This is a genomic window from Thermogemmatispora sp. (genome assembly GCF_019683635.1).
Taxonomy (GTDB): Bacteria; Chloroflexota; Ktedonobacteria; order Ktedonobacterales; family Ktedonobacteraceae; genus Thermogemmatispora.
Genome location: NZ_JADGIA010000058.1, coordinates 1 through 26607 on the forward strand (window position 1 = coordinate 1; position 26607 = coordinate 26607).

Consider the following 26607-nt stretch of genomic DNA (forward strand, 5'->3'; position numbering starts at 1 on the left):
TGATTGAGGAGTCTCGCAGGAGATTCTGCCTGGAGGAAGGGGAAGAGTGCGTTTTGCCTGGGGGCAAGCTGGTAACCGCTGCCAGCTTGCCCCCATTTTTTCCTAGGCGTTCTGGGGAACTCCGGCTTTGTTGGTGCCTGCCGGCGCCTGCTGGCAACTGGTTTGGCCTGGAGTCGCCCCAGGTCAAGGAGGTGGTCGACGCTTGACAAAGACCAGAGCTGGCAGGTATAGTTACTTTCGTAAACGTTTACGGTATCGTTTACGATACCGTTTACGGCGCTGTGGTAGACAGGAGATAAAGCGACCACAGCGAGCGAGCCGGGCGCGGTGCTATCTCTGATGCAGGGATGCGCAACCCCGGTAAGCAAGGAAGCTACCTCTTTGATCTATCAAAAGGGGGGGAACTATGGCCAAACCATCCGCGTATCGCTGGCCTCGACTGAGGTACGCGGCGCTCTCTCTCCTGCTCGTTCTGGCGTCCTTCTCCCTAGCCACCTATCTAGGCGTCAGATCGCAGGCTTTACGTGCCCATGCAGCGCCTTCCGTCACTGGTCTGCACGTTTCTGGAAACCAGCTGCTCAACGGGCAGAACCAGGTAGTGCGTGCGCTGGGAGTTGACCGCTCTGGTGCGGAGTACATGTGTCGTAGCAGCACCGCCACCACTGTCTTTGACGGGCCGGTAGACACCAACGCCATCAACGCTATGCTGAGCTGGGACATCACCGCCGTACGCATTCCCCTAAACGAGGACTGCTGGCTTGGGATCAACGGTTATCCCGCTGCTCAGTACTCTGCTGCGACCTATCAGCAGCAAGTCGTCAATTTCGTCAATACATTGACATCTGATAATCTCATCGTCATTCTCGACCTGCACTGGAATGCGCCGGGCACCCAGCAGGCCAACGGGCAGCAGCCGATGCCCGACCTGGATCATGCGCCGGCCTTCTGGACCTCCGTAGCCAACACCTTCAAGAACAACAGTTCAGTTATCTTCGATCTCTACAACGAGCCATACACCAGCAGCTGGGCCTGCTGGCGTGACGGCAGCACGGCGGCCAATGCCAGCCCCTGTAGCGATGTTGGTTTCGCCGTAGCTGGCATGCAGACGCTGATCAACACGGTGCGAGCTACGGGCGCCACCAATGTGATTATGCTGGGGGGTCTGGCTTACGCTAACGATCTCTCGCAATGGCTGCAGTACAAGCCGACCGATCCTCTCAACAACCTGGTGGCCTCTTTCCATCTATACAACTTCAATGCCTGCAGTAGCACGAGCTGCTGGAACTCTCAGGTGGCTCCGGTAGCGGCCCAGGTGCCGGTGATCGCCGGTGAGATCGGTGAGAACGACTGTGCTCACGGCTTCATTGACACCGCTATGGCCTGGTTCGATCAGCACGGTATCAGCTATCTTGGCTGGGCCTGGGACACCTATGACTGCAGCTCCTTCCCAGCGCTCATCAGCAATTACAACGGCACGCCCACGGCCTATGGGCAGGGCCTGCACGACCACCTCATTGCTCTGGCCAGCGGCAGTGGTGGCAGCACGCCCACGCCAGCGCCGACGCCGTCCCCCACGCCGACCACGGCGCCATCGCCGACTCCCACACCTACACCGCGACCGACCGTGACGCCGACGGCCACTCCGTCGCCGACGCCGTCCCCCACGCCGGGCACGGGCGCCTCGTGTCAAGTGCACTATAGTGTAGTGAGTCAGTGGCCGGGCGGCTTCCAGGCCAGTATCAGTATCACGAACACGGGTAGCAGCTCCATCAACGGCTGGACCCTGAGCTTCAGCTTCACAGCTGGTCAGCAGATCACGCAGCTCTGGAACGGGAGCTACACGCAACAAGGAGCGCAGGTGACGATTACCAACGCCTCCTACAACGCCCAGATCCCGGCGGGCGGCACGCTTAGCTCTCCGCCTGGTTTCCTGGCCAGCTGGAATGGCAGCAATCCTGCCCCGACAAGTTTCACCCTCAATGGCGTCAGCTGCAGCGTCGTCTGACCTGGCAGCCTTGATACCAGCAGCAGGTCAGGGATGGCTATTACCGCAAGGACGCGCCTGCTGGTATGTCCATAGATGAGCCGTATAAGCGGCTAGCGCAGTCGTGGGAGAGGCGGGCGGAGGCTGAGCAGGTTGGTGGAGGTGCTGGGCCGAAGAAGGCGGAGAGGAAGGCGCTCGTCTGAGTGGGCCTGACCGTCATCGGCCCACCCTCCGCCGCTCTCCTGGCCGCTCCTCGTAGCCACCTTCCTTCCGTCTTGCCTCCCCGTCGCATTGCTGGCGAGAACCACAGGCTCTGGACGCATCTAAGGAGGCATTGGGCATGAAGCCATCCTTCTTCTCGCGCTCGCGTCTGCGACCGTGGCAGGGACGCTGGATGTTCAGAGCGCTTCTGATTGGCGTGTTATTGCTCTGCTCGGCGGGGTTGGCGCTGGGCACAGCTCGCAGCAGTCATGCGCAGTCGGCGCCCGCCGGGCTGGTCCTCGAATATGCCGATGCTAATACCAGCGCCACGACCAATACGCCTCGTCCTCACTTTGAGATCGTGAACAACACCAGCTCCAGTGTCGCCCTCAGCAGCCTGACGATCCGCTATTGGTATACCGAGGATGGTAGCCAGTCGCAGCAGTTCTGGTGTGACTATGCGGCGGTGGGTTGCAGCAATCTTTCCGGCTCGTTTGTCCAGATGAGCGCCCCAACGGCGACCGCTGACACCTATCTTCAGGTCAGCTTCAGCAGCGCAGCAGGGAGCATTGTGCCTGGCGGCAATAGTGGCGAGATCCAGGTGCGCTTCAATAAGAGCGATTGGAGCAACTATAACCAGGCCAACGACTATTCGTGGAGTGCGACGCAGACGAGCTATGCTCCGTGGAGCCAGGTGACGCTCTATCTCAACGGGCAGCTGGTCTGGGGCACCGAGCCAGGTGGGGCCAGCCCGACGCCGACGCCGACGCCTTCGCCTACTCCGACGAGCGTGCCGACGCTGACTCCTACGCCTGGCGCGGGTGGGGGTAGCACAGGCGCTGGCTGGACAACCAGCAGCACGAAGATTCTGGCTCCCAATGGCAGTCAATTCGTGATCAGCGGCATCAACTGGTACGGCTTCGAGACCCCCGACTATGTGGCGCATGGTCTCTGGTCGTACGATATCTCGACGATTCTCAGCCTGGTCAAGAGCTATGGCTATAATACGCTGCGCATTCCCTTCTCAGACCAGATGTGGGAGTCCGACCCGGTACCGCAGAATGACGTTGGCTGTCCGTCGTGTGTGGGCCTGCACGCGCGTGATATTCTGGCCAAGATCATCAATTACGCCGGCTCGATTGGCCTGCATGTCATTCTGGACAATCACCGCTCAGAGGCAGGCGAGTCCGCGGAGCAGAGCGGACTGTGGTACACGTCGGCCTATCCCGAGAGCAGTTGGATCAACGACTGGGTGAGTGTGCAGCGCTGGGTGCATGGTATTCCCCAGACCTTGGGGGCGACCGATACGGTGACGGTGAACTATCTGGCCTCTGATGGCTGGCCGATCGTCTTGGGCTATGATCTGCGCAATGAGCCGCATGTAGAGGGAACCTATCCCAATCAATACGCCAGCGGGGCTCAGTGGGGTTCGGGCGATGGCATTGATCCGGCGACTAACCCGAATCCAAATCCGTTTGCCCCGGCCTGTGTGGCGACCTCGTCCTGTCACGATTGGCGCCTGGCGGCTGAGCGCGCTGCTGATACGCTGCTTGGCGATGCCCAGGCGCACGGCTGGAGCTATCCCTTGATCTTTGTGGAAGGGGTCTCGGCCTATCCGACAGCCTCTGGCACGCAGGCCAACGGTCCCTACTCCAGCACCTGGTGGGGCGGCAGCCTGCAGGGCGTCAATGGCAATAGCAACAATGCAGGGGCGCCGATCGTGCTCAACGCCGGCGGCAATGCCAGCAGCCTGGGGCCGGCGGTCAATAATCAGGTGGTCTACTCAGCGCATGAGTATGGTCCGACGCTCTATCCGCAGAGCTGGTTCAATAGTAGCACCTGTTATAAGAGCGGCTGCTCCGGCTCCAGCCTGGTGGATGTCTGGACGAGCAACTGGGCCTACATTGCAACGCCGAACGGCATCAATCCAACCTGGCCAGGCCATAGCAGCTATCCCTGGGGTAACACCGGCGCTCAGCCCTATAGCTCGGCTCCGGTCTGGATTGGCGAGTTTGGCACCGGCAACAGTGCCAGCGATCTGGTCTCCAGCGGCGCCGGCTCGCAAGGCCAGTGGTTCACGGACCTGATCAACTTTATTAAGAGCAGCTATGGCGGCGGCGGCTCAGGTGTGGCCGTGAGCAATCTGAATTGGACCTACTGGGCGCTGAATGGCGAGGATAGCTATGGCCTGCTCAATGGCCAGTACAACGGTCTGGCCAATCCAACCAAAGAATATAGCTTCCTCTGCTTTATCGAGACCGGCCCCCTGGCGGTGCCAGCCGGGAGCGGCAGCGGTCAGTGTGGCTCGACAGGCTCCCTGCCAGCTCCGCAGTGAGTAGATAATCCGAGCACCCTTGCTGGATACGAACGAGCACGAGCACCCACCCTGGAAGCAGGGCGAGGGGGGAGGAACTGCTCCCTTCCCTCGCCCTTCCTCGCTCTTTTTCTCCGCTCTGGATCTGCGCCTGTGCTCCTCCTGATCTCGCCCTGCTCTGCTTCAGGCCGCTGAACCGGTCGGAGCCGGCCAAACAGACGCCGGATTGGGGGGCGTGATGGCCATGCTGCCCTTGACAGGCAAGCGCTCTGTTCCCTATACTTACCTGTAGTTATTGAGAACGATTTGCAATTGCATCTGACAAGCAGTTATGGCCGACACCAGGCTAAGGAGGAGCAATTGACAAGCAGCCGGCCTGGCGGGCGGCTTGCTGTGGCTCTGTGCGTTCTGAACGTTCCGCATTCTTCCTCTGCAGTTGGGCGGTGGTCCGTCTTTTGAGCGGGTTACGGAGGTTCCTGCCATGCACATACCCGATGGTTATCTCTCACCTGTCTTCTCCCTCGGCTCCGGCGTTGTGACCATTCCTGCCTGGGCGGTAGCCACCCACAAGGTGCGTGATGTGCTCAATCGGCGCACTGTACCGCTGATGGCCATCTTTTCGGCGCTCTCCTTTACCATCATGATGTTTAATGTGCCGGTGCCTGGGGGGACGACGGCCCACGGGGTCGGCGGCACTTTGATCGCCATTGTGCTCGGTCCCTGGGCGGCGGCTCTCTGTGTGAGTGTGGCGCTGATCATTCAGGCTCTTTTCTTTGGCGATGGGGGCATTCTTGCTATTTTCATCAATTGTCTGAATATGGGTATCATCCTACCCTTTGTGGGCTATTATACCTATCGGCTGATAGCGGGACGCTCGCCGGTGCTCTCGACGCGGCGCATCTGGGCGGCGGCCATTGGCTCCTATGTAGGGATTACGGCGGCGGCTCTGGCGGTGGGCATCGAGCTGGGATTGCAGCCAGTGCTCTTTCAGCAGAACGGGCACCCGCTCTATAGTCCCTATCCGCTTGGTGTGGCCATTCCGGCGATGCTGCTCTCGCATGCCTTTGGGGCTTCGCTGGTTGAAGCTTTGATTACGGCCCTGGGCTTTGCCTACATCCAGAAGCATCATCCGACCTTGCTCGCGGCGCTGCGGGAGGTCGTCAGTGGCGGTGATGTTCCCACCGGTGAGGCGCAGGCGCTGCCGCTCTGGCGTATTTTCGCACTGGCTATTCCTCTGGCGTTGGTTCTGCTCTTTATCGCTGGCCTGATTACTGGCGGGGGGCGTCTAGACCATCTCTTTGGTGCCGATTGGTCGCAGGTGAGCTGGCCGGATGTGGGGATCATGCTGCTGATTGTGCTGGGAATTGCGGTGGTGCTTTTGCCTTTGACCTGGTTTGTGTTGCCGGCGCGTCTGAAACGGGTAGGGACTTTTTTCATGGCGCTGGCCATTTTCGCGCCCCTGGGCTTGATTGCGCCCGGCTTCGCCTTTGGCGAGGGTAGCCCCGAGGACGTGCAAAAAGCTTTTGGCTACATTCCCCAGGGGCTACGTGATCTCAATGGCCTTTGGAACGCGCCGCTGGGTGGTTACACTATTCATGCTGACTTCTTTACTGACCCGAATGCGCCTTTGTGGCATGCTGCTCTGGGCTATGAGATCAGTGGCATCATTGGAATCCTCTTGCTGGTGCTCCTGGTCTGGGGCCTGATGCTGCTCGTGCGTCGCTTAACTGGTCGGGGCGGCGCCCCAACGGAGGTCGATGCGAGGCAGGCGCAGCCGCGTGAGGAGGCTCTATGAGCGCCGAGGCAGATGGCAGTCGGATACCCGTCGAGCGAGAGGCCGGGCACCTGACCCTCTCGCGTCAGGAGCGGCGCCAGCTGCGGCGTCAACTTGGCTGGGTCGAGCAGACGCTGGCGGGGGTGACGGAAGCCATTGAGCGCGCGGTCTTTACGGAGGAGCATGCGCGCAGTCCTGGCTGGCTGCAGGGCCTTGATCCGCGGATCAAGCTGGGCATGTTTATTGTGACGGTGCTGGCCGCCAGCCTCTCGCACTCGCTGCTGGCCCTGCTGCTGCTCTATGGTCTGCTCTTACTGGTGGCGCGGGCCAGCCTCTTGCCCTTTGATTTCTTTGTGCGTCGGGTCTGGCTGGGCATTCCCTTTTTCGCAGGTGTTGTTATCCTGCCTTCGATCTTTTTCACCAGCGGTGGGCCGCGCCTCTTTGAGTGGGATCTGGGGCCGCTGCACCTGGGTCCAACGCCGGCCAGTCTGCTGGGGGCTGCCGTCTTCGTGATGCGCGTCGGCGATGCCGTCTCGCTGGCCGTCCTGTTGATTCTCACGACGCGCTGGGCCGACCTGCTCAAAAGTCTGCAGGTCTTGCGAGTGCCGCAAATCTTTATCCTGCTGCTCTCGATGACCTACCGCTATATTTTCCTCTTTTTGCATACGGTCAATGGCTTCTTCGAGGCCCGCAAGAGCCGCACGGTTGGCTTTACCAGCGGAGGCGAACAGCGGACCTGGATTGTGACCGCCCTGGTGACGTTGATGAATCGCTCCTTCCAGATGAGCAACGAGGTCTATGCGGCCATGTGCGCGCGCGGCTTCACGGGGACGATCCGCACCTATAGCGATTATCGCCTGCAGAGTGGGGATGTCTTGGCGCTGCTGGGTGCGCTACTGTTGTCGGTTGGTCTCTTTTTCTTGGGGAGAGTGCTGCTATGAGTGTGATGCATGCTTCAACGCTCCAACCGGGTACTGTCATCTATCAGCTGCGCGGGGTGCGCTACCGCTATCATGGTCGTCATCTGGCCCTTGATGGCATCGATCTAGAGATTACTCACGGCGAGCAGGTTGCTCTGTTGGGCGCCAATGGCAGCGGTAAATCGACCCTGCTGAAGCTTCTCGATGGTCTGCTGGCGCCAGAGGAGGGGAGTATGCGGGCCTTGGGGCGAGACATCAAGGCAGTGGCGGCGGGGCAGGAGACCTTTACCTTCCATCGTCAGGTCGGGCTGGTTTTTCAAGATCCCGATGTGCAGCTCTTCAGCGCCACAGTCTTTGATGACGTGGCCTTCGGTCCGCTGCAGCTCGGCCTGCCGCGCGAAGAGGTCAGGCGACGCTGCCAGGAGGCCCTGGAGCTGATGGAGATCAGCCATCTGGCTGACCGGGCCCCCTTTGAACTCTCGGGCGGCGAGAAGAAGCGGGCGGCCATCGCCTCGGTGCTCTCATTGCAACCGGAGGTCATTCTGCTGGACGAGCCGACGGCTTCGCTTGATCCGCGCACCAAGTGGGTGCTGGTCAACCTCATTCGTCGCCTGGGCGAGCAGGGCAAGACGATTGTGACGGCCACGCACGAGCTGGAGATCGTGCCATTGATTGCGCGCCGGGTGATCGTGCTCGGCGAGGAGCGGCGCATTCTGGCCGACGGTCAGCCGGAGGAGATCTTGCGCGATCGTGCGCTGCTGGTGCGTGCCAATCTGATTCATCCCCAACTGCACCGTAGCTGGTTCCTAACCCTGGAAGCCGAAGCGGAGCAGCAGGCCCCGAGCGACACAGCGGCCTCTTCCCTCTAGTGTACTGTCCCAGTCAGAAGCAGTCCGTCCCGGCCTGGCGCTGAGCTTGACCTAGGTGATCCAGCGCGGCTATGCTGTCTGGGAAGCCTTTGCTGTCCGACCCGCTCCTACCTCCTGCCGATCGTGTGCAGGTCAGGGCTGAGGCGAGATAGTGGGGCGGGCAAAAGGAGGGAGGTAAGGGCACTATGTTTCTGGTCCAGGCGCTGCTGAGCGCCTTCAGTATGTTTTGGGAAATTCTCTGGCCGCTCGTCTTGGGCTTTGCCCTCTCGGCGCTGGTCCAGGCCGTGGTCTCCCGAAGAACGCTGGCCCGCCTCCTGGGAGGCGAGTCTCCCCGTCATCTGGCGCTGGCCACCCTCTTTGGCGTTGCCTCCAGCTCCTGCTCCTATGCAGCAGTTGCCCTGGCGCGCTCGCTCTTTCGCAAGGGTGCCAGCTTCACGGCGGCGATGGTCTTTGAGCTGGCCTCGACCAATCTAGTGATTGAGCTGGGCCTGATCTTACTTGTCTTACTGGGCTGGCCCTTCATGCTGGCGCAGTATCTCGGTGGCCTCATTATGGTTACCCTGCTGGCGCTCATCTTCCGCCTCACGCTCAGTCGCCAGTTGGTGGCCCGGGCCAGAGAGCAGGCGGAGCGTGGCCTCAGCGGAAGAATGGAGGGCCATGCGGCGATGGACATGAGCGTTGAGGCTACAGGTCCGTTCTGGCGCCGCCTCTGGAGCGGGCGGGCTTTCACGGCCATCAGTCATTATTTCGTGATGGACTGGGCCGCAGTCTGGACCGACGTGCTCCTGGGGCTGCTCATTGCCGGGGCCTTGGCAGCCTGGGTCCCTGACAGCTTCTGGCGGGCTTTCTTCCTGAGCGGCAACCCCACGCTCGCCGCCATCGAGGGGCCGCTGCTGGGTCCGCTGGTGGCCATCATCAGCTTTGTCTGTTCGGTGGGCAATGTACCCCTGGCGGCGGTGCTCTGGCGCGGTGGAATCAGCTTTGGCGGCCTGGTGAGCTTCATCTTCGCTGATCTGATTGTCCTGCCTATCCTCGACATCTATCGCAAGTATTACGGCTGGAAAATGGCCGGCTATCTGCTGCTGACCTTTTACGTAACAATGGCCCTCGCTGGCTACCTGGTGGAGCTGCTCTTTAGCCTCCTGGGCCTCATTCCAGCGCAGCGTACGGTAGCTGCCGTAAGCGAAGGTCTGCAGTGGAACTATACCACTGTGCTCAATCTGCTGGCTCTCCTGCTGGCCGCCGTGCTCGTCATCCGCTTCCTGCGCACCGGTGGCCCGGCCATGCTTGCCATGATGAACCGGCCTGCCCCCGAGCCATCCCATGCCCATGAGCACGGCTCTCATGAGCATCAAAGTGCCTCATGAGCGAGCAGGGGCGGCTGGGCTGATGTGCCCTCTGGCTCATGAGGCGTGCAAAGAGGGCCTCTTGCGCTCAGGCTGGCTGCTCGGGGAGGCCGTGGACGAGGATCAAATGCGAGTGAGAGGCGCGTTGGCGGATGCCGCGGATCGCACTGTACTCGGGCGAATTGTACCAGGCCCAGGCTTGCTCGGCTGTCGGAAACTCTAACAAAGCGATGCGTCCAGGCTTCCAGTCGCCTTCAATGCTCTCAATCTGGCTCCCACGAGCCAGGTATCTGCCGCCATATTGGGCCACGGTAGCGCCGGCCTGGCGGGCATACTCCTGATAGTCCTCGGGATCGGTGATATCGATGCTGGCGATGATATAAACTGCCATTGTTCTCCTCCTGTTCTAGCGGTTATATTCCCTTGATCGTCAAAACCTGGCCCGATAGTCTGAGCCGCCTTTAGCCCGAGCAACGTGTTGACAGGGCAAAGACACTATAGCACATGGCCTGGCTCAGTGGTCCAGCTCTGCCCGTTGCTCTGGGAGAGGGCGAGGCGGCCAGGGAAGAAACGGCGAGACGCGCCGCTGGTACTCGGCATAGCTGGCAGGGTACTTTGCCAGCAGGTGGCGCTCCATCATCGGAATGCTGACCCCCAGGAAGAGCGCCAGCATCGCCAGCGGCCCGATGATCGTCCACCAGAAGGCCGGATGAGCCGCCAACACAAAGAGATAGAGGCCCCACCAGAAGAGGACTTCGCCGAAGTAGTTGGGATGGCGTGACCAGGACCAGAGACCCGGCGGCAGAGGGCCGCGCTCGGCGGCGGGCCGGACCCGGAAGTGCTCCATCTGCTGATCGGCCACAGCCTCGATGATCACGGCAGCCAGCGTCACCAGAGCCGCCAGCCCATCGGCCAGCCCGAGGGGGGTCCCGCGATCGCTCAGGTTGGGCCACAGGCTCAGACAGCCCAGGAAGACCAGGACTGTCGGCATCAGATGGATGCCGAGCAGGCTAACCAGCCAATACCAGCGCCCCGTGCTCTTACGGATATCCATGTAGCGCCAGTCTTCATGTTCCAGCCCGTGCCAGCGCCTGGCCCAGTTCACTGTCAGGCGCAGTGCCCACAGGCAGAGCAGGACAAAGATGAGGACATGACGCGCATTGGCTAGGCCATCCGAGCCGGGCTGGAACAGCCAGAAGAGCGCGATCGGAACCGGGGCCACGCTCCAGTAAGGATCGTAGAGGCTCGAATTGTTGGTCAGTACGCTGAAGACGAAGACCACGATGGTTGCTACGGCGTCGGCCACCGCCAGCGCGACCAGCGGGGGCCAGCTCTGCTGAAGGAGCCGGAGTGTGATCCAGGCCGCCCCCAGCGCCAGCACATAGGCCAGGGTCACTACAGCGAAGGCGCGCTTCATCCTCTGGCTCCTTCCCCCGCTAATGCTGGCTTGCTCAGGGCCACCGGACGGCTGAAGGGGTGCTCGCGTAATCCCATGCGGAAGAGAATCACGAGCGGGAAGATGATCCACGAAGCATTAGCGGCAATCACCAGGCCCAGCTGTGGCGAGCGGTAGACGCCGAAGGCCTCCTCGCTCAAGATGATCACCACGCCTTCGATCATGGCCACGGCGTAGATGATGCTCGGCAGGCGAATCCACTCGCGGCCCTTCGCGTAGGCATAGATGGCCACCAGATAGAACGGACCGTAGAGCAGGTCGTCGAGCCAGATAGTCACTTTGAAGAAGACCGGGCGGGCCATCAGCAGCGGGTCAAAGTGTTGTCCCCACCAGTGGATCAGGTCGACCACCGGGCGCGGTGGCCAGAGCGGATAGCTGAAATGCCAGGGATTGGGAATGATAATCTGTTCAATATCGATCAAATAAGACACGAAGAGCAGATTGATCACGAAGAAGGCGATCAACAGCCAATCAAGGCGACGTTGGGAGAGAGGAACAGGCTCCAGAGTTGTCACAGCATCAGCCTCCTGAGAGGAGATCTGAGGCCCGGCTCAGTGAGCCAGACCAGGGCCAGCGAGCGATGGGGCGATGCGTGCGGGTCTGGCTCGGTGACCAGCCGCAGCGGCGGACAGCTCGCTCAGCTCACTCGCGATAAGAAATCAGGGCCGTTGAGGCCAGCAGGCGCTCGACCAGGGCTGGGGCCCAGCCATTCAGCCAGACCAGGGTCTTGCCGGAGAGCGTCAGCACCTGCTCGCGGCGACGGCGGGCGGCCTGCCGCAGAATCAGGCTGGCGCAGCGAGCAGGATCGAGTGCGGGCACCTTCCTGGCCTGCTCGCCCATCACCTCCTGCAGACGTGCTGTGCGTACGGCGCTCAGATAGGTAATCGAGACACTGACCCCGCTGCCGTGCAGCTCCGTACGCAGCGTGTTCAAGAAGCCGCGCATGGCGTGCTTCGAGGCGTTGTAGCCAGCGGTGCCCGGTAGGCCGAGCAGGCCACCGAAGCTGTTGACGCCCACGACGCGCCCGCGACTGCGCTTCAAATATGGCAAAGCGTAGTAGGTGCAGTAGACCGTGCCCAAATAGTTCAGCTCAATCTCGGCGCGTATGGTTGAGAGATCGCTGAGGGCTTCAAAGCGACGTGGAAAGCCCATTCCTGCGTTATTGATCAACATATCGAGGCGACCGTACTCACTGACCGTCTGCTCGACCAGGCGTCGACACTGGGCCTCATCGCGCAAGTCGGTGGGGATGGCCAGAGCGCGGGCGCCGCGGGTCCGGCAAGTGGCGGCCACGGCCTCCAGTGCCTCGCTGCTGCGTGCGGCCAGGGCCAGCCAGGCGCCCTGCTCCGCCAGCTGGTAGGCCAGTTGCTCACCGATGCCGCGCGAAGCACCCGTGATAATCACCACGTGCTCGCGAAAAGGGGCATCAGCCATCAAAAGCCTCCTCTGCTTCGCTCTCGGCTAGCGTGATTGCGTGTTAGTTTGTTGGTTTCTGCTCGCGCGGGAAGAAAAGTGGCCTGCTCTCCTTCCGGGCGCGTTGCAGGCGGCTTGCCTGTTGCTACTAGATTACCACATAAGGTGCTGGCGAGGCTCTGGGAGGCGGGCTGTAGGGGCTGTGGGCCATATTTGACCGTGATAAAAATCTTAATCAGTTTTTTATGCCCTTGTATTGCACTTTGCGGACGCCTATGGTACTATTGCTACAGCCCCACTATGTCACCTGAGTAGACTGGGTGTTTCGACGTTTTAACAGGAAACGGTCCTGAGAGCAGCACGGGGAAGTCGAAGCGACAGCTCTACCAGCGCGACCTTCAGGATGGAGGGAGCGCAGGGGGCCATCCGATACATACAGACTGTTGTATGTTGGCGGATTGAAGGATGGTAGTAGTGTGGAAGCAGAGAGAGGGAGACACTATGAGCAAACTCGTCATGGTGATAGATGATTCGCTGACCGTGCGCAAGATCATCGAGACCAGCCTGAGACGTGAGGGCTTCGATTACGTCAGCTATCCTGATGGGATTCAGGCGCTGGAGGCTCTCACGAAGCATAAACACCGCGTTCCTGACCTGGTGATCCTCGACATCGGCCTGCCAAAGATGGATGGCTACGAGATTGCCCGCATTTTGCGAACGAAGCCCCAGTTCGGTAATACCGTCATTGTCATGCTCTCGGGTCGCGATGGGGTGATTGATCGTCTCAAGGGACGCCTGGCGGGAGCCAAGGATTACCTCACCAAGCCATTTCGAACCCAAGATGTCATTTCGGTTGTGCAGGCCCATCTGGGTAGCCCAACGCCAACCTATAGCTAGCCGGTCTGGCTTCGTCTGCCGGGCGTTTGATTGATTGGTTGGTTGGTTGGGCCTCGCTTGTTCGATCAATCAACCGCCTCGGTCAGTCCAATCACGCAAGGAGCGACTCGCTCATCACTCACCAACGAACAGAACGAATGAGGGCAGTGCTGCCCGCGGCGGCGCGAGCGGAAGAGAAGATGGTTGTACCACGTGCGGGAGGGTTTCTCTCCAGGTCGCTAGAGGCCTTGAGCGATGAGGAGTTCTGGAACTATGCGCGTGAGCTGGCTCGCATGGTTCCGGCTGCCGCTCATCCCGAGGAGTATCTGGAATGCAGCCTGTCGCTAGGGCAGGGCTGCTGTTTTGTTTCACTCAAGGCACTGTGTGAAGTGGTGCCTCCTCCCCATCGCTTTGCTGTTTTGCCCGCTTCTCCTGCCTGGTTGCTTGGCCTGGTAGCCTGGCGTGGCGAGGTGATCGCCGCTATTGATCTACCCGGCTTTCTCTGTGGTTCTCCCACTGCCTCCGCGGGGGAGGGTATGCTGCTGGTTGCCGATCATCCTGATCAACCGATCGGCCTGCTGGTCCCCGCCATTGGCTCGATCCTCTCCCTGGAATATACGCCCCTGGAGGAGTGTGAGGCGCTTCCCGTGCGCCGCGAACTGCTGCGTGGCCTGCGCGGCACCGATCCCGTCCTGGATGTGCCGGCTTTGCTGGCCGAGGTAGTGCGCGAGATAGAGAGGGCGGTGACCGATGGCTGAGCCAGAGGACGCGCTCCAGAGCGATCTGCCGGAATTGCCAGAGGGGGCGTCTGAGCTGACGCCCGAGGATCTGGCGATCATTGAGGCCTTTCGCCTGATGGAGGACCTGGAGCCTCCGGCGAGCCTTGCTGAAGCGGCAGCGGCCACGGCTAGCGGGGACGTCAGTCTGCCTGATGAGGCCGCAGTTGCCTGCGCAAGAGGAGAAGAGGCGGGAGCTGGCTCGGCGTCGCCTGATGCTGGCCTCGACGATATGCTGGTGCTCTTTGTGGCCGAGGCCGACGAAGATATTGCCTCAATGCGTCAGGCTCTGACCCAGTTGGAGCAAGAGGACCGGCTTGACGAGGGTCACCTGGAGGCCCTGCGCCGTTGCGCTCATAAGCTGAAGGGGACCGCGGGCGCCGTTGGCTGCCCGTCAATGTCGACGATCGCCTACTATATCGAGATGCTCGTCGGCTCGCTGCGCGATGGCTCGGTGCCGATGATGATCGGCCTGATGGCCCTGGTGCAGGCCATGCGTGCGCTGGAGGCGACCCTGCAAAGCATCGTTGAGACAGGGCAGGAGAGTAGCGCGCCGCTCACCGAGCTGGAGGCCGATTATGAAGCTCTGAATGAGTTCGGCAGTGTGCGCCGCACGCCCTCGGAAAGCCTGATGGCCCTCACCGCAGCCGATGAGACTCTCCTGCTGGAAGAGGAAGAGCTGGCCCCCCGCTCTCCGTTGCGCGAGGAGATCGCCCGTTTCCATCTCCGCACCCGCACGCCGCGTGAGTCCGGCTCGCCGCTGCCTTCTGTGCTGGTGGATGCTGAACGCCTGAAGCGGCTCATCCTCACTAGCGAGCATCTGGCCGAGCAGCGGGAGCCTCTGGAGAGCGCCCGGCGCGAGCTGGAGGCCGCTCTGCAGGAACTTTACTCGGCTCAGGCCCGCTTGCAGTATCTAGAGACACTGCTCTCGCTTAATCCCCTCTCGCTCAGCGAGACGGGTCAGATTCCTCCCGCGCCCCTGCGGGCGCTTCCCCAGCAGCCCATGTCATCGCTGGTCGCGCGCATTCTGGAGGAGGCTGAGCAATCTGGACGCCATGCGCCGACTCATGCTCAGCCGCGCCAACGCTTGAGCGCCCTGGCTCTCAAAGCGCGTGAGACAACCTCTTGGGACGAGATGGAGGTTGATCGCTATACTGAGAGCGACGTCCTCCTGCGCGCCTTTGCCGAGGCCATCGCCGATGTCAGCACGGCTTCAGCCCAGGTCCGCGCGGCCTTTACTCGTCTTGACCGTGTACTGCGTCGCCATATGGACCTTGCCAATCGGGTGCGTGGCGAGACGCTCTTGTTACGCTCGGCACCGCTGGCCGTTTTGCTGCCGCGCATCCGGCGGGCCATCAGAATGAGCGCCGACGCTCAGCGTCAGCGTGTCCGCTTTGAAGCTCGCGGCGAAACGACCGAGGTGGATCAAGATATTTTAGAAGCTCTGGCCCGTCCTCTGCTGCAGCTAGTGCGCTATGGCATGATCACTAATTGGAGCAGTGTCCATGCTGAAGATGGGGCGGAGGAGGAGCAGGAGCGGCGAGTCTGGTTCTATGCCCATGCTGTTGGCAATGAGGTATCGCTGGAACTGGGCTTCTCGACGCCGGTGCGGGCGGGAGCGCTAGAGCTGGTCCAGGGGCCGATTCAGCAGCTGCAGGGGACGGTGACCGCTCAACGCAATGCCCTGGGCGGCGTGACCTTTTACCTGACGCTGCCTCGCCTGCACGGGGCCATGCATGGTTTACTGGTGCGCACCGCGGGCCAGCGCCTGGTCGTGCCTTTCTCCCAGGTACGCCGCATTGTGGTGGAGCGCTCTGCTCTGGAGGAAGAGGGCCAGGTCTCTCCCGCCCAGTTTCCAAAGGACTCGCGCGCCCCTGTCCCGCTCTATCGCTTGCTGGGGCTGCCGAACCTGAACGGAGGAGGCAGTGAGCCTGTTTCCGCGGCGGAGGCCCGTCCGCTGCTCTTGTTGCAGGAGGGCCTGCCCTATGAGGTGGTCGAAGTGGACGAAGTTCTGGGGGGCGTTGAGCTGGTAGTTCGGCCTGTGGCCTCCTATCTACGGCGTCCGGGGATCATGGGAGCCGCCATTGATGGCCAGGGCAATGTCTTGCTCGTCGTGGATTTGATGCGCCTCGCGCCTCCTGCGGTGGCTCCCGATTTGAAGAAGACAAAAGCGCAGCGTGAGCCACTGGCCGGCAGCTCTGAACAGACGGCTGCCAGCGCCGGGCGGACAGTTATGATCGCCGACGATTCGGTCTACATTCGCCAGTCGTTGCAGCAGACTTTGCAGCGAGCCGGCTATCGCGTGGTGCAGGCGCGCGACGGTATGGAAGCCTGGGAGCTGTTGCTAGAGCAGCCGCCAGACGTCTTGCTGCTCGACATAGAGATGCCCCATTTGAACGGCTATGAGCTGCTCAGCATGATCCGGGCCAGCTCACGTTTTGCCTCGCTCAAGATCATCATGCTCACCGCGCGCTCTTCGGAGAAGCATCGTCGCTCAGCCCAGGATCTGGGGGCTCAAGCCTATTTGATCAAGCCTTCGCCTCCTGAACTGCTGCTAGACACCATTGGGGCTGTGCTGAGCGAAAAACCCCCGGCTCCCTAGGCAGCGTCGGCGCGGTGGGGCTGTAAAGAAAGTCGCTGCCAGAACAAGCAGGCTCCCCTTCCCTGACCGGACAGAGAAGGGGAGCCTCTTTCATTGCTGGCTGGTGGGGAGACTGGCCGCCCCGTCGACAGCTGCCTCTCCCTCTATTCGCGATAGTAGGCGGCAGCAGCCTTAATCGCGCCGGTCTCGATCATGATCTGACGCAGTTGCTGAGTGTCGAGTGTCTCGTAGAGACGCAGGGCCTGGGCGATGCGGTCCAGCGTCACGCGATGCTCGCGCAACAGGCTCAGCGCGCGATTATAGGCCGACTTCACGATGCGATCGACCTCTTTATCGATCAGCGAGGCTGTTTTCTCACTGTAGTCGCGACGTCCGAAAGCGGCCCGCTCCAGCGGGTCTTCGCGCTCCTGGAAGAAAAGCGGGCCGATCCGGTCGCTCATGCCCCAGTTAGTGACCATGTGGCGGGCGATCTGCGTCACCTGCTGCAGATCGTTCTCCGCGCCAGTGGTAATGCGGCCAATGGCCACCTCCTCAGCGGCGCGTCCGCCGAGGGCGGTCACCAGACGGGCCTCCAGATACTCGCGGCTGTAGTTGTGGCGGTCATCGAGCGGCAGGTAGCGCGTCACGCCCAGCGCCTGACCGCGTGGCACAATGGTCACTTTGCCGACCGGGTCGACGTGCTCGGTCAGGAGCGCGGTCAGGGCGTGGCCGCCTTCATGGTAGGCCACCACCTTCAGATCTTCCTCGCTGAGCACCAGCGGACGCTCGGCGCCCAGGACGATCTTATCCAGCGCCTCCAGGAAGCAGTTCTGATTGACGACATCCAGATTGCGGCGCGCGGCCAGCAAGGCTGCCTCATTGACCAGGTTGGCCAGGTCGGCGCCCACCATGCCCGGCGTCGCCCGTGCGATCGCCTCCAGGTCCACGTCTGGGGCCAGCGGCACCTTACGCGTATGGATTTGGAGAATCGCCAGGCGACCTTTCCAGTCGGGCCGATCCACGGTCACGCGGCGGTCGAAGCGACCGGGGCGCAGCAGGGCCTTGTCGAGTCCCTCGGGGCGGTTGGTGGCTGCCAGCACCACCACCGCCTGACGCACATCGAAGCCATCCATCTCAACCAGCAGCTGGTTCAGCGTCTGCTCGCGTTCGTCGTTGCTATTGATGCTGGCGCCGCGCTGGCGTCCGACGGCGTCGATCTCATCGATGAAGATGATGCTGGGAGCAGCTTTCTTGGCCTGGTCGAAGAGATCGCGCACGCGGCTGGCGCCCACACCCACCAGGACCTCGACGAACTCAGAGCCGGACATCGAGAAGAAGGGAACGCCGGCCTCGCCGGCCACGGCCCGCGCCAGCAGAGTCTTGCCGGTGCCCGGGGGACCAACCAGCAAGACGCCACGGGGGATCTTGCCGCCCAGGCGCTGGAACTTCTGGGGCGTCTTCAAAAATTCGACGATCTCGACCAGATCGTTTTTCGCCTCATCGACCCCGGCCACATCGGCGAAGGTCGTGCTGGGCCGGTCTTCCATAATCAGGCGCGCGCGACTCTTGCCGAAACTGAAGATATTCTGTTGGCCCTGCGTGGCGCGCCTGATGATGAACAAGAAGAGCACTCCCAGGAAGACCCAGGGCAGGGCATTAAAGAGGATGTTCAGCCACAGGCTGCCATCGCTGGTCGGCTTGGCGGTGACCGAGACATTGTGCTGCAGCAGAAGCTGGATCAGCTTGGGGTCTCCGCTGGCGAGCTGCGTGAAGTGATAGTATGTTGACGTCTTGCCGGGGTTGTTGGGGTCAGCGACAGGGTCCTTGAACTCGCCGGTCACGTCCTGCCCCTGGAAAACCGCCGTCTTGACGTTATTTTTCTCTACTTCTGCATAGAAGGTGCTATATGGTATCTCAATAGCGTTTTGGTTACTGCTGCTTGTGCCGCCCTGAATGAAAGACTGAAGGGCCCACCAGCCCAGCAGCAAGATCCCCACAATCACCAGGGAGCGCAGCAGCAACGAGGACAGGCTTTCGTTGTTGCGGTTATTATTGTTGTTGCTGTTGCCGTTGGGACTGGGAGGAGTATTCAAGCGCGGGGGCCCGCCCTGAGAAGGGCCATCGGGGCCGCGCTCATAGGTATGTAAAGCCTGAGCTTCCATCTTGTTCAGACCTGCTTTCTGCTCGACGAGATCGCCGCATCGGCTGACTGGCTCGCGGGCCAGGGGCAGCCAGGCGATCAGGCGCGGTCGCTGCCTCTGTATTTTATACGGTAATACGGATGAGCGAAGCGATTGGGTTGGAATAATTACTATACTATGATATCTCATAGGAAGGAAAGAGCGCCAGCCCGGCCCCGGCAGTTTGATGACTACCAGCCTGGCCGATGAAGAGCATGGGTGTAGGCAGGGGGAAGGAGGGAGGATGAAAAAGAAAGCGGGCATGACCAAAGGCGCGGACCCTGCCCCGGGCAGGGGGGTGAGAAGGGTCCGCGCGGCCATCGTCGGGATGAGCCGGTGAGCGACTTCGCCGGCTGATGGACGGACTAGCTTGCTGGTTTAGCGGATGGACTGGAGCCAAGTTCCTGGACGTCCAATTCCTGCTTGAGTGTATCGACCTCCTGTTTCAGCGTATTCACCTGCTGCTGCAAGGTGGCCACCTGCTGTTGGAGCGTCGAGATGCGCGGGTCCTGGCCGGGGCCGCGGTCAAGGTGCATGAGGTAAGCGGGGCCAGAGCCGGGAGGGTTGTCGACCTGATGGCCGGGGTCCCAGCAGACCACGCCTCGCTCAAAGCGTTGCAAGACCACGCCCTTATACCCATTGACCGCCGTCTCATTGGAGAGTGGCAGGCCGAGGTAGGTCAGCCCAAAGAGCGCATCCCCGCCGTAGCGGCGATAGAAGTCCAGGATGCCATGACCGACCACGTAGCCGGTTTTGGTACAGCGCCAGACGTTGTTGCCAAGATCCGTAAAGTAGCCGCGAGTGGCCGTGATATCCAGCATAAACCCTCCTTGCTCAAGAAACGCCCACAGCTCATTCCAGGGATAGTTCCCCGGGCAGCGCGCGCGCGAAATGGGGTCCAGCTCAAAATGGCCGATGATGCCACCGCTGGCATCGCCATGCCGTCGGGGGATGCCGTGGCGCTCGCAGATGTCTGCAATCAGGCGGAAAGAGGCGCGTTTCTGGGCATCTGTGAGCGGGGTGGAGTTATCGAGGGCCGGGTCCACATGCTCAATGCTGATGGTGACGAGGTTCAGATTGAGGCCCTCGGGGAGAAAGGCGGCATGGCCCGGCTCCAGACAGCAGTTCCCCCCGGCGCCGTCCTGCTCACGCACACACTGCACCACGGTCCCGTCCTGCCCCACCACGTAATGGGTGCTGGTCATCTCTGCATTCGTGGCAAAGTAGTTCGCCACTTCCTGCGCCGTGTGAAAGCCCGCGGTCTTATGGATCACGATCCATTTCGGGTTGTTGGCATCGATGAAGACCCGCGAGCGATCCACATACATCGGGATGGCTTCCGCGTAGTCGGTCATCGCTGTGGCTCCTCCTCCGACCGCTGCTGGTGCGCTCTCGCAGGCGAGATCACTGAGGTCATTCCTGCTCCTTTCCAGTTCAAGGCGACAGAACAGGTCGTGTCGCAAGCGAATGGTTCTGTTGCGCGCCTGTGAATTATCCACTTCTTCACCTTCTTTTAGGTGAGAAGCAGTGTTTGATAGAATCATTCTTTTTCACAGCGCAACATGGCCATTGTAACCTGCTATCGCTTCTATCTAGTAAGTATACTCGGCATAGCAAATGTTTTTGATTAGATCAAAAGTTGCCTGCAGTAAATGAAGGTGCGTGGCGGCTGGGCCGAAGCCGTTCGTCCAGAGAGGCGTTTTTTTGGGGCTAGAGAATCGGCTCCTGGCTGCGTTCTCCAGATGAGAAGATCACCAGCCAGCCAGCGAGCGGCCAGCTGGTTTTCGCGAAGAGGCGATCTGGTATGAAGGATGGTCTTGTTATTTGGTGTGATTTCTTGCAGACTGAGTGATGAGTAGCCAGCCGATCAGGAGGAGATGCAAGCATGGAACAGTGTCCTCATTGTGGCGCCACTCTGCCCGCCGATTCTCATTACTGCGGGCACTGTGGCCTGCCTCTGTATGGAGCCGCTCCTCACGAACCGACAGAGCGAGCTGGCGCTGGTGGGCGGGAGCCGGGGCCGGCAGTATTGGACCCGACACGCCAGGCTGGGCCGCTGTCCGGCGGGCCATACCCGGCAACGGTGCCGGAGGCGGCATCGAGCCCCTATGCGGCAACCGTGTATGGGACGCCTGCCTCTGGGGGGGGACTGGAGACCGAGCCGGTGAGACAAGACCTTTTCACACCGCCTCCGCCACCTCCTTCGTTTGAATACCCGCCTCTCTATCCAGTCCCTCCAGGGCCCCAAAGCCAGCGTGCGCCTCGTCGGCGGTCACTGCTCGTTATTGGGGCACTGGTGGTAGTAGTGGTTTTGGTAGCTGGAGCGATTGCCGTTCCCAGCCTTCTTCATCTGGGGCGGGGGCAGCCGCAGCTCAAAGTCAGCAGTGCTTATCACGTAGGCAACCTGCCGGCAGCGGCCACGGGAGTGAGCTTGCAGGTGAGCGGTGAGCAGTTTGCGTCCAATTCTCCGGTGACCTTCTATCTAGATGGTCAGGCTCTCTCGGGAACACAGGCGAAAACTGATAGCAATGGCGCATTGCGGGTGAATCTGAGCGTGACGAACTCCTGGAAGCTTGGCCAGCATACATTGACGGCGGCGGATGGTAGCAACAACCGCGTGGAGCAAGGGGTGACGGTGGTGATTGTGCCCCAGGGGCAGGCGCATACGCCCGGTCCCAACGGCGCCCCGCCGGACGATGCGAGCTTCAAGATCGCCTTCACGGCTTCAAATGGCTCGCAGACCCAGAGCGGCATTTTCACGGTCACGGGGCATCCTGATCCTGCCGGGGGCACGATTTGCGCGAGCTATGCCAATGGAATGCAGGATGATGGGCAGCCGCATACCCTGAGTGGCGTGACTTCCAACGGCATCCGCTATCAGGAGACGCTCGTGGCGAACTGCCAGGGAACCTATCGCGCTGGCAAAATCATCTACAAGGAGTTCTATAGCCAGGATCAGGTGGTCTTTCAGACATCCCTGGGCAATGTGACCTGCACCGCTGCTCCGCATACGGTCCAGGCCGATGGCAGCTTTGTCGATGCCACGCATGTCAAGGGGACTTTGAGCGGACCAGCCTACTCCTATAGCTGTGATAATGGGAATTCCTCTCAGGTGCAGGAGGTAACGGGAACCTGGGAGGGCCAGCTCCTGGCTTAGGGCCTGGCCTCGTTGGCTCTGCGCCGGCGGACGGACGGGAGCGCCGAACGCCAGCGCGGGCCGCCAGGCTGACGCTTTATCTTACCAGGCCACTGACAGGCCCCGATAACCTCACAATCCTCTTCGATGGCTTTACTCCTGTGGCGGTCTCGTCGAGAGCCGGACTCTTACGAAAGCATTGAGAGAGCTGGCGCTACCGCTACAACCATAGACGGCGACGGGCCGCGCCCTGAGCGGGCGAGAGATCTGGCTGCGGCGGCAGAATAGTGCTATGATTCATGTCTGCCAATAGAAGAGCAGCGTTTCAGGCGATCGCTGTTTTTCAGCGTTGTATCCGCTGATAGTCTGGCTAGCTGGAAACGATAGAGAGAGAGGATGGTTTTGGAATTGGCGTAATGAATCTGTAACGGAGAATGAAAGGAAGAATACGAATGCAACGCTGCAGTGCTTGTGGCGCCGAGCTGGCGGCTGGGACCCTGATCTGTCCTCAGTGTGGGCAGACGCGCACCGCTAGCGGGCCGGTAGCTGTCACGGGGAGCACTGTGCCGAGTCCTGTGCCCGGGGCAGAGTTAGCCAATCCGGCAGGCCCACCCCCATCTATCACGCCACCGCCGCCCTCTGGTCCGTCTGGCTGGCCCTATGTACCGCCACCGTCGGCCATGCTGTCCGGCCCTTACCTTCCCTTTCCCCCTCCCTCTCCAATGGGGCCGACGCGCCCGAAGAGCAGGGCCGGGCTGCTTGTAGCCGCGCTCATTAGCGGCCTGGTGCTGATGCTGGTAGTGGCGCCTGTTGTCTGCCTCGCCACCTTTCTCTACCTGGGAGCGCGCTCGGAGGCCTCCCTGGATCAACCGACCATCAACGTCGAGAGCAAGTACTCTGTCGGCAGCACGCCGGCAGCCGCCACTGGAACTCAGCTCTACGTCTCTGGCCAGCACTTTGCCCCCTCCGCGAAGGTCAACTTCGCGCTCGATGGGCAGGTACTGGCTGGCAGCAGCTCACAGGGCACGAGCAATAATCAGGGGGGCCTGGCCGTCTATCTGAGCGTTAGCAATCTCTGGCCACTGGGCAGCCATCAGCTCACGGCTATTGACACGAGCACGAACAAGAAGACCGCGGGGGTGACGGTCGTCATTGTGCCCCAGGGCCAGGCCCACACTCCTGGTCCTCACGGCGCGCCGCCCGACGACGCCGATTTCCAGCTCAATGTTCAGATTCGTGGCAAAGATAGCAATGGTCAGATGATCTCGTCCTCCCTGCAACTGGTGGTGACGGGGCAGCCTGACCCTGCTGGCGGCACTGTCTGCGCCAGCGATGATGACCAGCTCGCCCACACCTATGATGGCAGCGTTCAAGGTGTTCCCTACCATCAACGTTGGATATCGCGCTGCGAGGGCACCTACAAGCAAGGCCAGATCCGTTACACGCGCCTGATGGTGGAGGATAGCTACGTCTTCACAAAGGACGGCACGCAGATCACCTGTACGGCACAAGCCTCGTTTGTGGCAATGACTCTGGTAGGCAGCTTTACCTCCAGCCAGGGGGCGAGCGGTGATTACCAATCTCCTTATACTCCTCTGCAATGTGATCATGGTGCCACGGACTACCTGCCCTCGGCAACGGGTACCTGGACCGCTGTGCTGGCTTCCTGACGGTGAGCGCAGGCGACGGTTCGGTCCCAAGAGCGATGACATCTGATCTGCGCTGGCTGCTCAACGAGCGGCTGGCGCAGGCCCGGTGAGGCCATGCCTCTCTGCCACTCTCCCCAGCAACTACCCCATTGTGCCATATGGCGGCAGCAAACCTGCAAATTGCCTGTCTCTTGGGTAGACTACCGTGTAAGCGGGAAGACAGGGACTGCTGTCCCCGCGCGTCGTGACAGCATCCAGGCTGGTGAGCCTCTCTCATCAGCTACACTGCATTATAGTCATCATCCGGGTCTGGTTGAATGAGGGGCCAGCCGGCGATTCATCAGTGTTCAGCAGTTCAGCTGCTCTGAATGGAGGTTTGCGCGATGACGATCACGCACAAGGACCAGAGCACCGCCGTTTCTCTGGATCAGCTTCTGGCCGAGTGGGAGGAGCTGGGTATTCGCACTGTGCTCTTTGAACTGCCCGACATGCATGGTGTGGCCCGCTCCAAGCTGATCCCTCTGAACAAGGTGCGCGGCTACGCTGAGAAGGGCCTGAATATGTACGGCGGCACTGTTGCCCTCGATAGCCGCTCGTTTGTCGTACCCGGCACCAGGTATAATGAGGAGAAGAATTATGCTGATCAGATGCTCCTTCCTGACCTGTCGACGGCTGCCGTGGTTCCCTGGCTGAGCGGTACGGCGCGCCTGATCTGCGATGCCTACTGGCAGGACGGCACTCCCCTGTATGCGGCACCACGCCATGTGCTGCGCCGCGTCCTGGCCGAGTTGGACAAGCTCGGCTACGAGGCGGTCATCGGCCTGGAATACGAGTTTTATCTGCTTGATCCCATGACCATGACCCCGGTCTTCAATGGCCTGCATATCTTCAATACGTCGCGCAACCTGGCAGTGCCGGTGACGGAGCGCATCGTCGAGCTGATGCCACAGATCGGCATCGATATCATTACGGCGAACTGTGAGTACGGCCCTGGCCAGTTCGAGATCAACTATGGTGCCCATCCTGCCCTGCACGCCGCCGATCTGGGTTTCACCTTCAAGAACGGAGTCAAGATGATCGCTCGGCAGCTCGGCTACCATGCGACCTTCATGACCAAGCCTTTCAGCGATCAGTCAGCCAGCGGCGCTCATACGCATGTTAGCCTCATCTCGAAGGCGACGGGCCAGAATGCTTTTCTCGATGCCAATGATTCGCATGGGTTGTCGCGCGTGGCCTACTATTTTACGCAGGGGATGCTGAAGCATGCCAATGCGGCGATGGCTCTGATGGCGCCGACTCCCAACTGCTACCATCGTTTCGTGCCGCACCATTTTGCGCCCTCTAATATCAGTTGGGGACCCGAGGATCGCTCGGCAATGATTCGGGCGAAGAATAGCCGTGATGAGCGTACGCATCTGGAGAATCGTCTACCCACTGCTTTGAGCAATCCCTATCTATCGATTGCCGCGGTGATTGCGGCGGGTGTGCTGGGCCTGCGCGACCAGGAGCTGCCGCCAGAGGCGGTCTCGGGCCTGGCCGAAGAGCATAGTGAGTTTCCGCCTTTGCCGACGACGCTCGATGAGGCCCTGGATGCTTTGGAGCGCGACGAGGAGTTCCGCCAATTGCTGGGTGATGAGTTTGTGGAGGTCTTTACGCGAGCCAAGCGCAGCGAGCTGGCGCGCTTCAAGGCCCACGTGACCGATTGGGAGCGCGAGGAGTATCTGGAGATCTACTAGCTACAGCGTTGGCAGGGATGCTGCCGCTCGGCCCGCGCTGAGGCTGGCTCGCCCGCCAGTCTGTGAGAGAGCGGTGGACCCCCGCTGACTAGCCTGCTTCAATCATACACGCTTCCTTCTGAACTCTCTGGCCGGTGCGGTGCATGGATCATCTCCTGGTGATCCGTGCACCGCTGTTGTTTTGGCATGAGATCAGGGGAGATTGGCAGGTATAGGTATGCCGCTGGCCTGCCTGCGCTACTCACTGGCTGGGAAGTTCTGAGCTGTTCAGGGTGTTTCTTATAGTGTATTATCTGGCGAGCTGAACGCAGGAGCTAAAGAAGGGAGCAAGTGCAATGCAGTTGCAAGGTATTCATCATGTGACGGCGGTGACGGGCAATGCCTCGCTGAACGTAGCCTTTTACACCCAGGTGCTGGGGATGCGCCTGGTCAAGAAGACAGTCAATCAGGATGATGTTTCGGCTTATCATCTTTTCTACGGTGATGAGCTGGGCCATCCCGGCACGGAGCTAACGTTTTTCGACTGGCCGGAGCTGGAGCGCCATCGCCACGGAGCCGGTACGATCTCGACGATCATGCTGGGAGTCAATGGTGAGGAGGCGCTGCGCTGGTGGCAGGAGCGTTTTGCCCGCCTGCATGTCGAGCATGATGAGCTGCAGCGTCGAGGGCCGGACGGGGCGCTCACTCTGCCGTTCCGCGATCCCGAGGGCCAGCGCCTGGAGCTGGTCGACGACGGTGGACGGCTGCAGGGCGTAGCCTGGCGCCGCAGTCCTGTGCCCGCTGAGTACGCTATCCGCGGCTTCTATGGTGTGCAGCTGACCTTGCGCGCGTTGGCCCCATCGGCGCGTTTCCTGACCGAGGTGCTGGGCTTCCGTCAGGTGGGAAGCTATCAGCGGGGAAACGGCTACGAAGTGGGGGCCTTTGAAGTTGGTCCGGGAGGGCCTGGGACCCAGGTGCATGTGGAGATCCAGCCAGATGCTCCGTTCCATCGTTTTGTCGGCGTCGGCGGCGTTCATCATGTAGCCTTCCGCGTCCCCACGGACGAGGAGCATCGGGCCTGGCGCGAGCGCGTGGCGGCGGTCAATCGCACGGTGACGCCGATCATCGACCGCTTCTACTTCCATTCGGTCTACTTCCGCGAGCCAGGCGGGGTGCTCTTCGAGCTGGCGACGGATCTGCCGGGCTTTGCGGTCGACGAGGAACCCGAGCATCTGGGCGAGCGCCTCTCGCTGCCACCGTTTTTGGAGCCGTACCGGGAGCGGATCGAGGCCGGTCTGAAGCCGATCGAGCCGCTGGATCTGTTGGCAGGAGTCTAAGGGGAGAGCAAAGCGCGCCACGGGCTAGCTGGAAGCCAGGCGAGGCGGCAATGAGTCAACGGTAAAACGATTCATTGCCG

At 61.1% G+C, this 26607-nt stretch carries 19 protein-coding genes; 13 read left to right on the forward strand and 6 right to left on the reverse strand.

Annotated elements, in window-relative coordinates:
* Positions 1-406: 406 nt before the first annotated feature.
* The 6 genes from IRZ31_RS08740 to IRZ31_RS08765 all read left to right on the forward strand — a co-directional run bounded on the left by IRZ31_RS08740 (position 407) and on the right by IRZ31_RS08765 (position 9429).
* A complete protein-coding gene (locus IRZ31_RS08740) occupies positions 407-2005 on the forward strand; it encodes a cellulase family glycosylhydrolase (RefSeq protein ID WP_297152504.1) in 1599 nt (532 codons plus the stop codon).
* A 319-nt stretch (positions 2006-2324) separates the two neighbouring features.
* Positions 2325-4520, forward strand: coding sequence for a cellulose binding domain-containing protein (locus IRZ31_RS08745; RefSeq protein ID WP_297152506.1), 2196 nt, complete (start codon positions 2325-2327; stop codon positions 4518-4520).
* A gap of 460 nt (positions 4521-4980) precedes the next feature.
* Positions 4981-6294, forward strand: coding sequence for a cobalt transporter CbiM (cbiM, locus tag IRZ31_RS08750; RefSeq protein ID WP_297152508.1), 1314 nt, complete (start codon positions 4981-4983; stop codon positions 6292-6294).
* Entirely contained in the window at positions 6291-7214 is a 924-nt protein-coding gene (cbiQ, locus tag IRZ31_RS08755; protein ID WP_297152510.1) for a cobalt ECF transporter T component CbiQ, read from the forward strand. Before cbiM ends, cbiQ begins: the two co-directional genes overlap by 4 nt.
* Positions 7211-8062 (forward strand): ABC transporter ATP-binding protein, encoded by an 852-nt coding sequence (locus tag IRZ31_RS08760; protein WP_297152512.1) that lies wholly within the window; start codon positions 7211-7213, stop codon positions 8060-8062. The genes cbiQ and IRZ31_RS08760 overlap by 4 nt, the downstream gene beginning before the upstream one ends.
* A gap of 185 nt (positions 8063-8247) precedes the next feature.
* On the forward strand, positions 8248-9429 hold the full coding sequence (locus IRZ31_RS08765; protein ID WP_297152514.1) for a permease: 1182 nt from the start codon (positions 8248-8250) through the stop codon (positions 9427-9429).
* Between the two features lie 67 nt (positions 9430-9496).
* Here IRZ31_RS08765 and IRZ31_RS08770 read toward each other — a convergent pair whose 3' ends face one another.
* From IRZ31_RS08770 to IRZ31_RS08785, 4 genes are all read right to left on the reverse strand, one after another.
* A complete protein-coding gene (locus tag IRZ31_RS08770; RefSeq protein ID WP_297152516.1) occupies positions 9497-9799 on the reverse strand; it encodes a DUF1330 domain-containing protein in 303 nt (100 codons plus the stop codon).
* A 123-nt stretch (positions 9800-9922) separates the two neighbouring features.
* Complete coding sequence (locus tag IRZ31_RS08775; RefSeq protein ID WP_297152519.1) at positions 9923-10825, reverse strand: DUF1295 domain-containing protein; 903 nt, start codon at positions 10823-10825, stop codon at positions 9923-9925.
* The gene (locus IRZ31_RS08780) at positions 10822-11379 is read right to left on the reverse strand and encodes an emopamil-binding family protein (RefSeq protein WP_297152521.1); all 558 of its coding nucleotides are present in this window, start codon (positions 11377-11379) and stop codon (positions 10822-10824) included. Before IRZ31_RS08780 ends, IRZ31_RS08775 begins: the two co-directional genes overlap by 4 nt.
* A 127-nt stretch (positions 11380-11506) precedes the next feature.
* Complete coding sequence (locus IRZ31_RS08785; RefSeq protein ID WP_297152523.1) at positions 11507-12298, reverse strand: SDR family oxidoreductase; 792 nt, start codon at positions 12296-12298, stop codon at positions 11507-11509.
* Positions 12299-12778: 480 nt separating this feature from the next.
* Between IRZ31_RS08785 and IRZ31_RS08790 the strand changes: the two genes are divergently transcribed.
* The 3 genes from IRZ31_RS08790 to IRZ31_RS08800 all read left to right on the forward strand — a co-directional run bounded on the left by IRZ31_RS08790 (position 12779) and on the right by IRZ31_RS08800 (position 16531).
* On the forward strand, positions 12779-13174 hold the full coding sequence (locus IRZ31_RS08790) for a response regulator (protein WP_069804081.1): 396 nt from the start codon (positions 12779-12781) through the stop codon (positions 13172-13174).
* Positions 13175-13353: 179 nt separating this feature from the next.
* A complete protein-coding gene (locus tag IRZ31_RS08795; protein ID WP_297152526.1) occupies positions 13354-13911 on the forward strand; it encodes a chemotaxis protein CheW in 558 nt (185 codons plus the stop codon).
* Positions 13904-16531, forward strand: a complete 2628-nt coding sequence (locus IRZ31_RS08800; protein ID WP_297152528.1) for a response regulator — start codon at positions 13904-13906, stop codon at positions 16529-16531. The genes IRZ31_RS08795 and IRZ31_RS08800 overlap by 8 nt, the downstream gene beginning before the upstream one ends.
* Before the next feature lie 143 nt (positions 16532-16674).
* Here IRZ31_RS08800 and ftsH read toward each other — a convergent pair whose 3' ends face one another.
* Entirely contained in the window at positions 16675-18672 is a 1998-nt protein-coding gene (ftsH, locus tag IRZ31_RS08805) for an ATP-dependent zinc metalloprotease FtsH (protein ID WP_297152530.1), read from the reverse strand.
* Between the two features lie 383 nt (positions 18673-19055).
* Positions 19056-20045, reverse strand: coding sequence for an N-acetylmuramoyl-L-alanine amidase (locus tag IRZ31_RS08810; protein WP_297152532.1), 990 nt, complete (start codon positions 20043-20045; stop codon positions 19056-19058).
* Positions 20046-20575: 530 nt separating this feature from the next.
* Between IRZ31_RS08810 and IRZ31_RS08815 the strand changes: the two genes are divergently transcribed.
* The 4 genes from IRZ31_RS08815 to IRZ31_RS08830 all read left to right on the forward strand — a co-directional run bounded on the left by IRZ31_RS08815 (position 20576) and on the right by IRZ31_RS08830 (position 26527).
* Complete coding sequence (locus IRZ31_RS08815; RefSeq protein ID WP_297152534.1) at positions 20576-21847, forward strand: zinc-ribbon domain-containing protein; 1272 nt, start codon at positions 20576-20578, stop codon at positions 21845-21847.
* A gap of 431 nt (positions 21848-22278) precedes the next feature.
* On the forward strand, positions 22279-23496 hold the full coding sequence (locus IRZ31_RS08820; RefSeq protein ID WP_297152536.1) for a zinc ribbon domain-containing protein: 1218 nt from the start codon (positions 22279-22281) through the stop codon (positions 23494-23496).
* Between the two features lie 362 nt (positions 23497-23858).
* Positions 23859-25211 (forward strand): glutamine synthetase family protein, encoded by a 1353-nt coding sequence (locus IRZ31_RS08825; protein WP_297152538.1) that lies wholly within the window; start codon positions 23859-23861, stop codon positions 25209-25211.
* Between the two features lie 335 nt (positions 25212-25546).
* The gene (locus IRZ31_RS08830; RefSeq protein ID WP_297152540.1) at positions 25547-26527 is read left to right on the forward strand and encodes a ring-cleaving dioxygenase; all 981 of its coding nucleotides are present in this window, start codon (positions 25547-25549) and stop codon (positions 26525-26527) included.
* Positions 26528-26607: the final 80 nt, after the last annotated feature.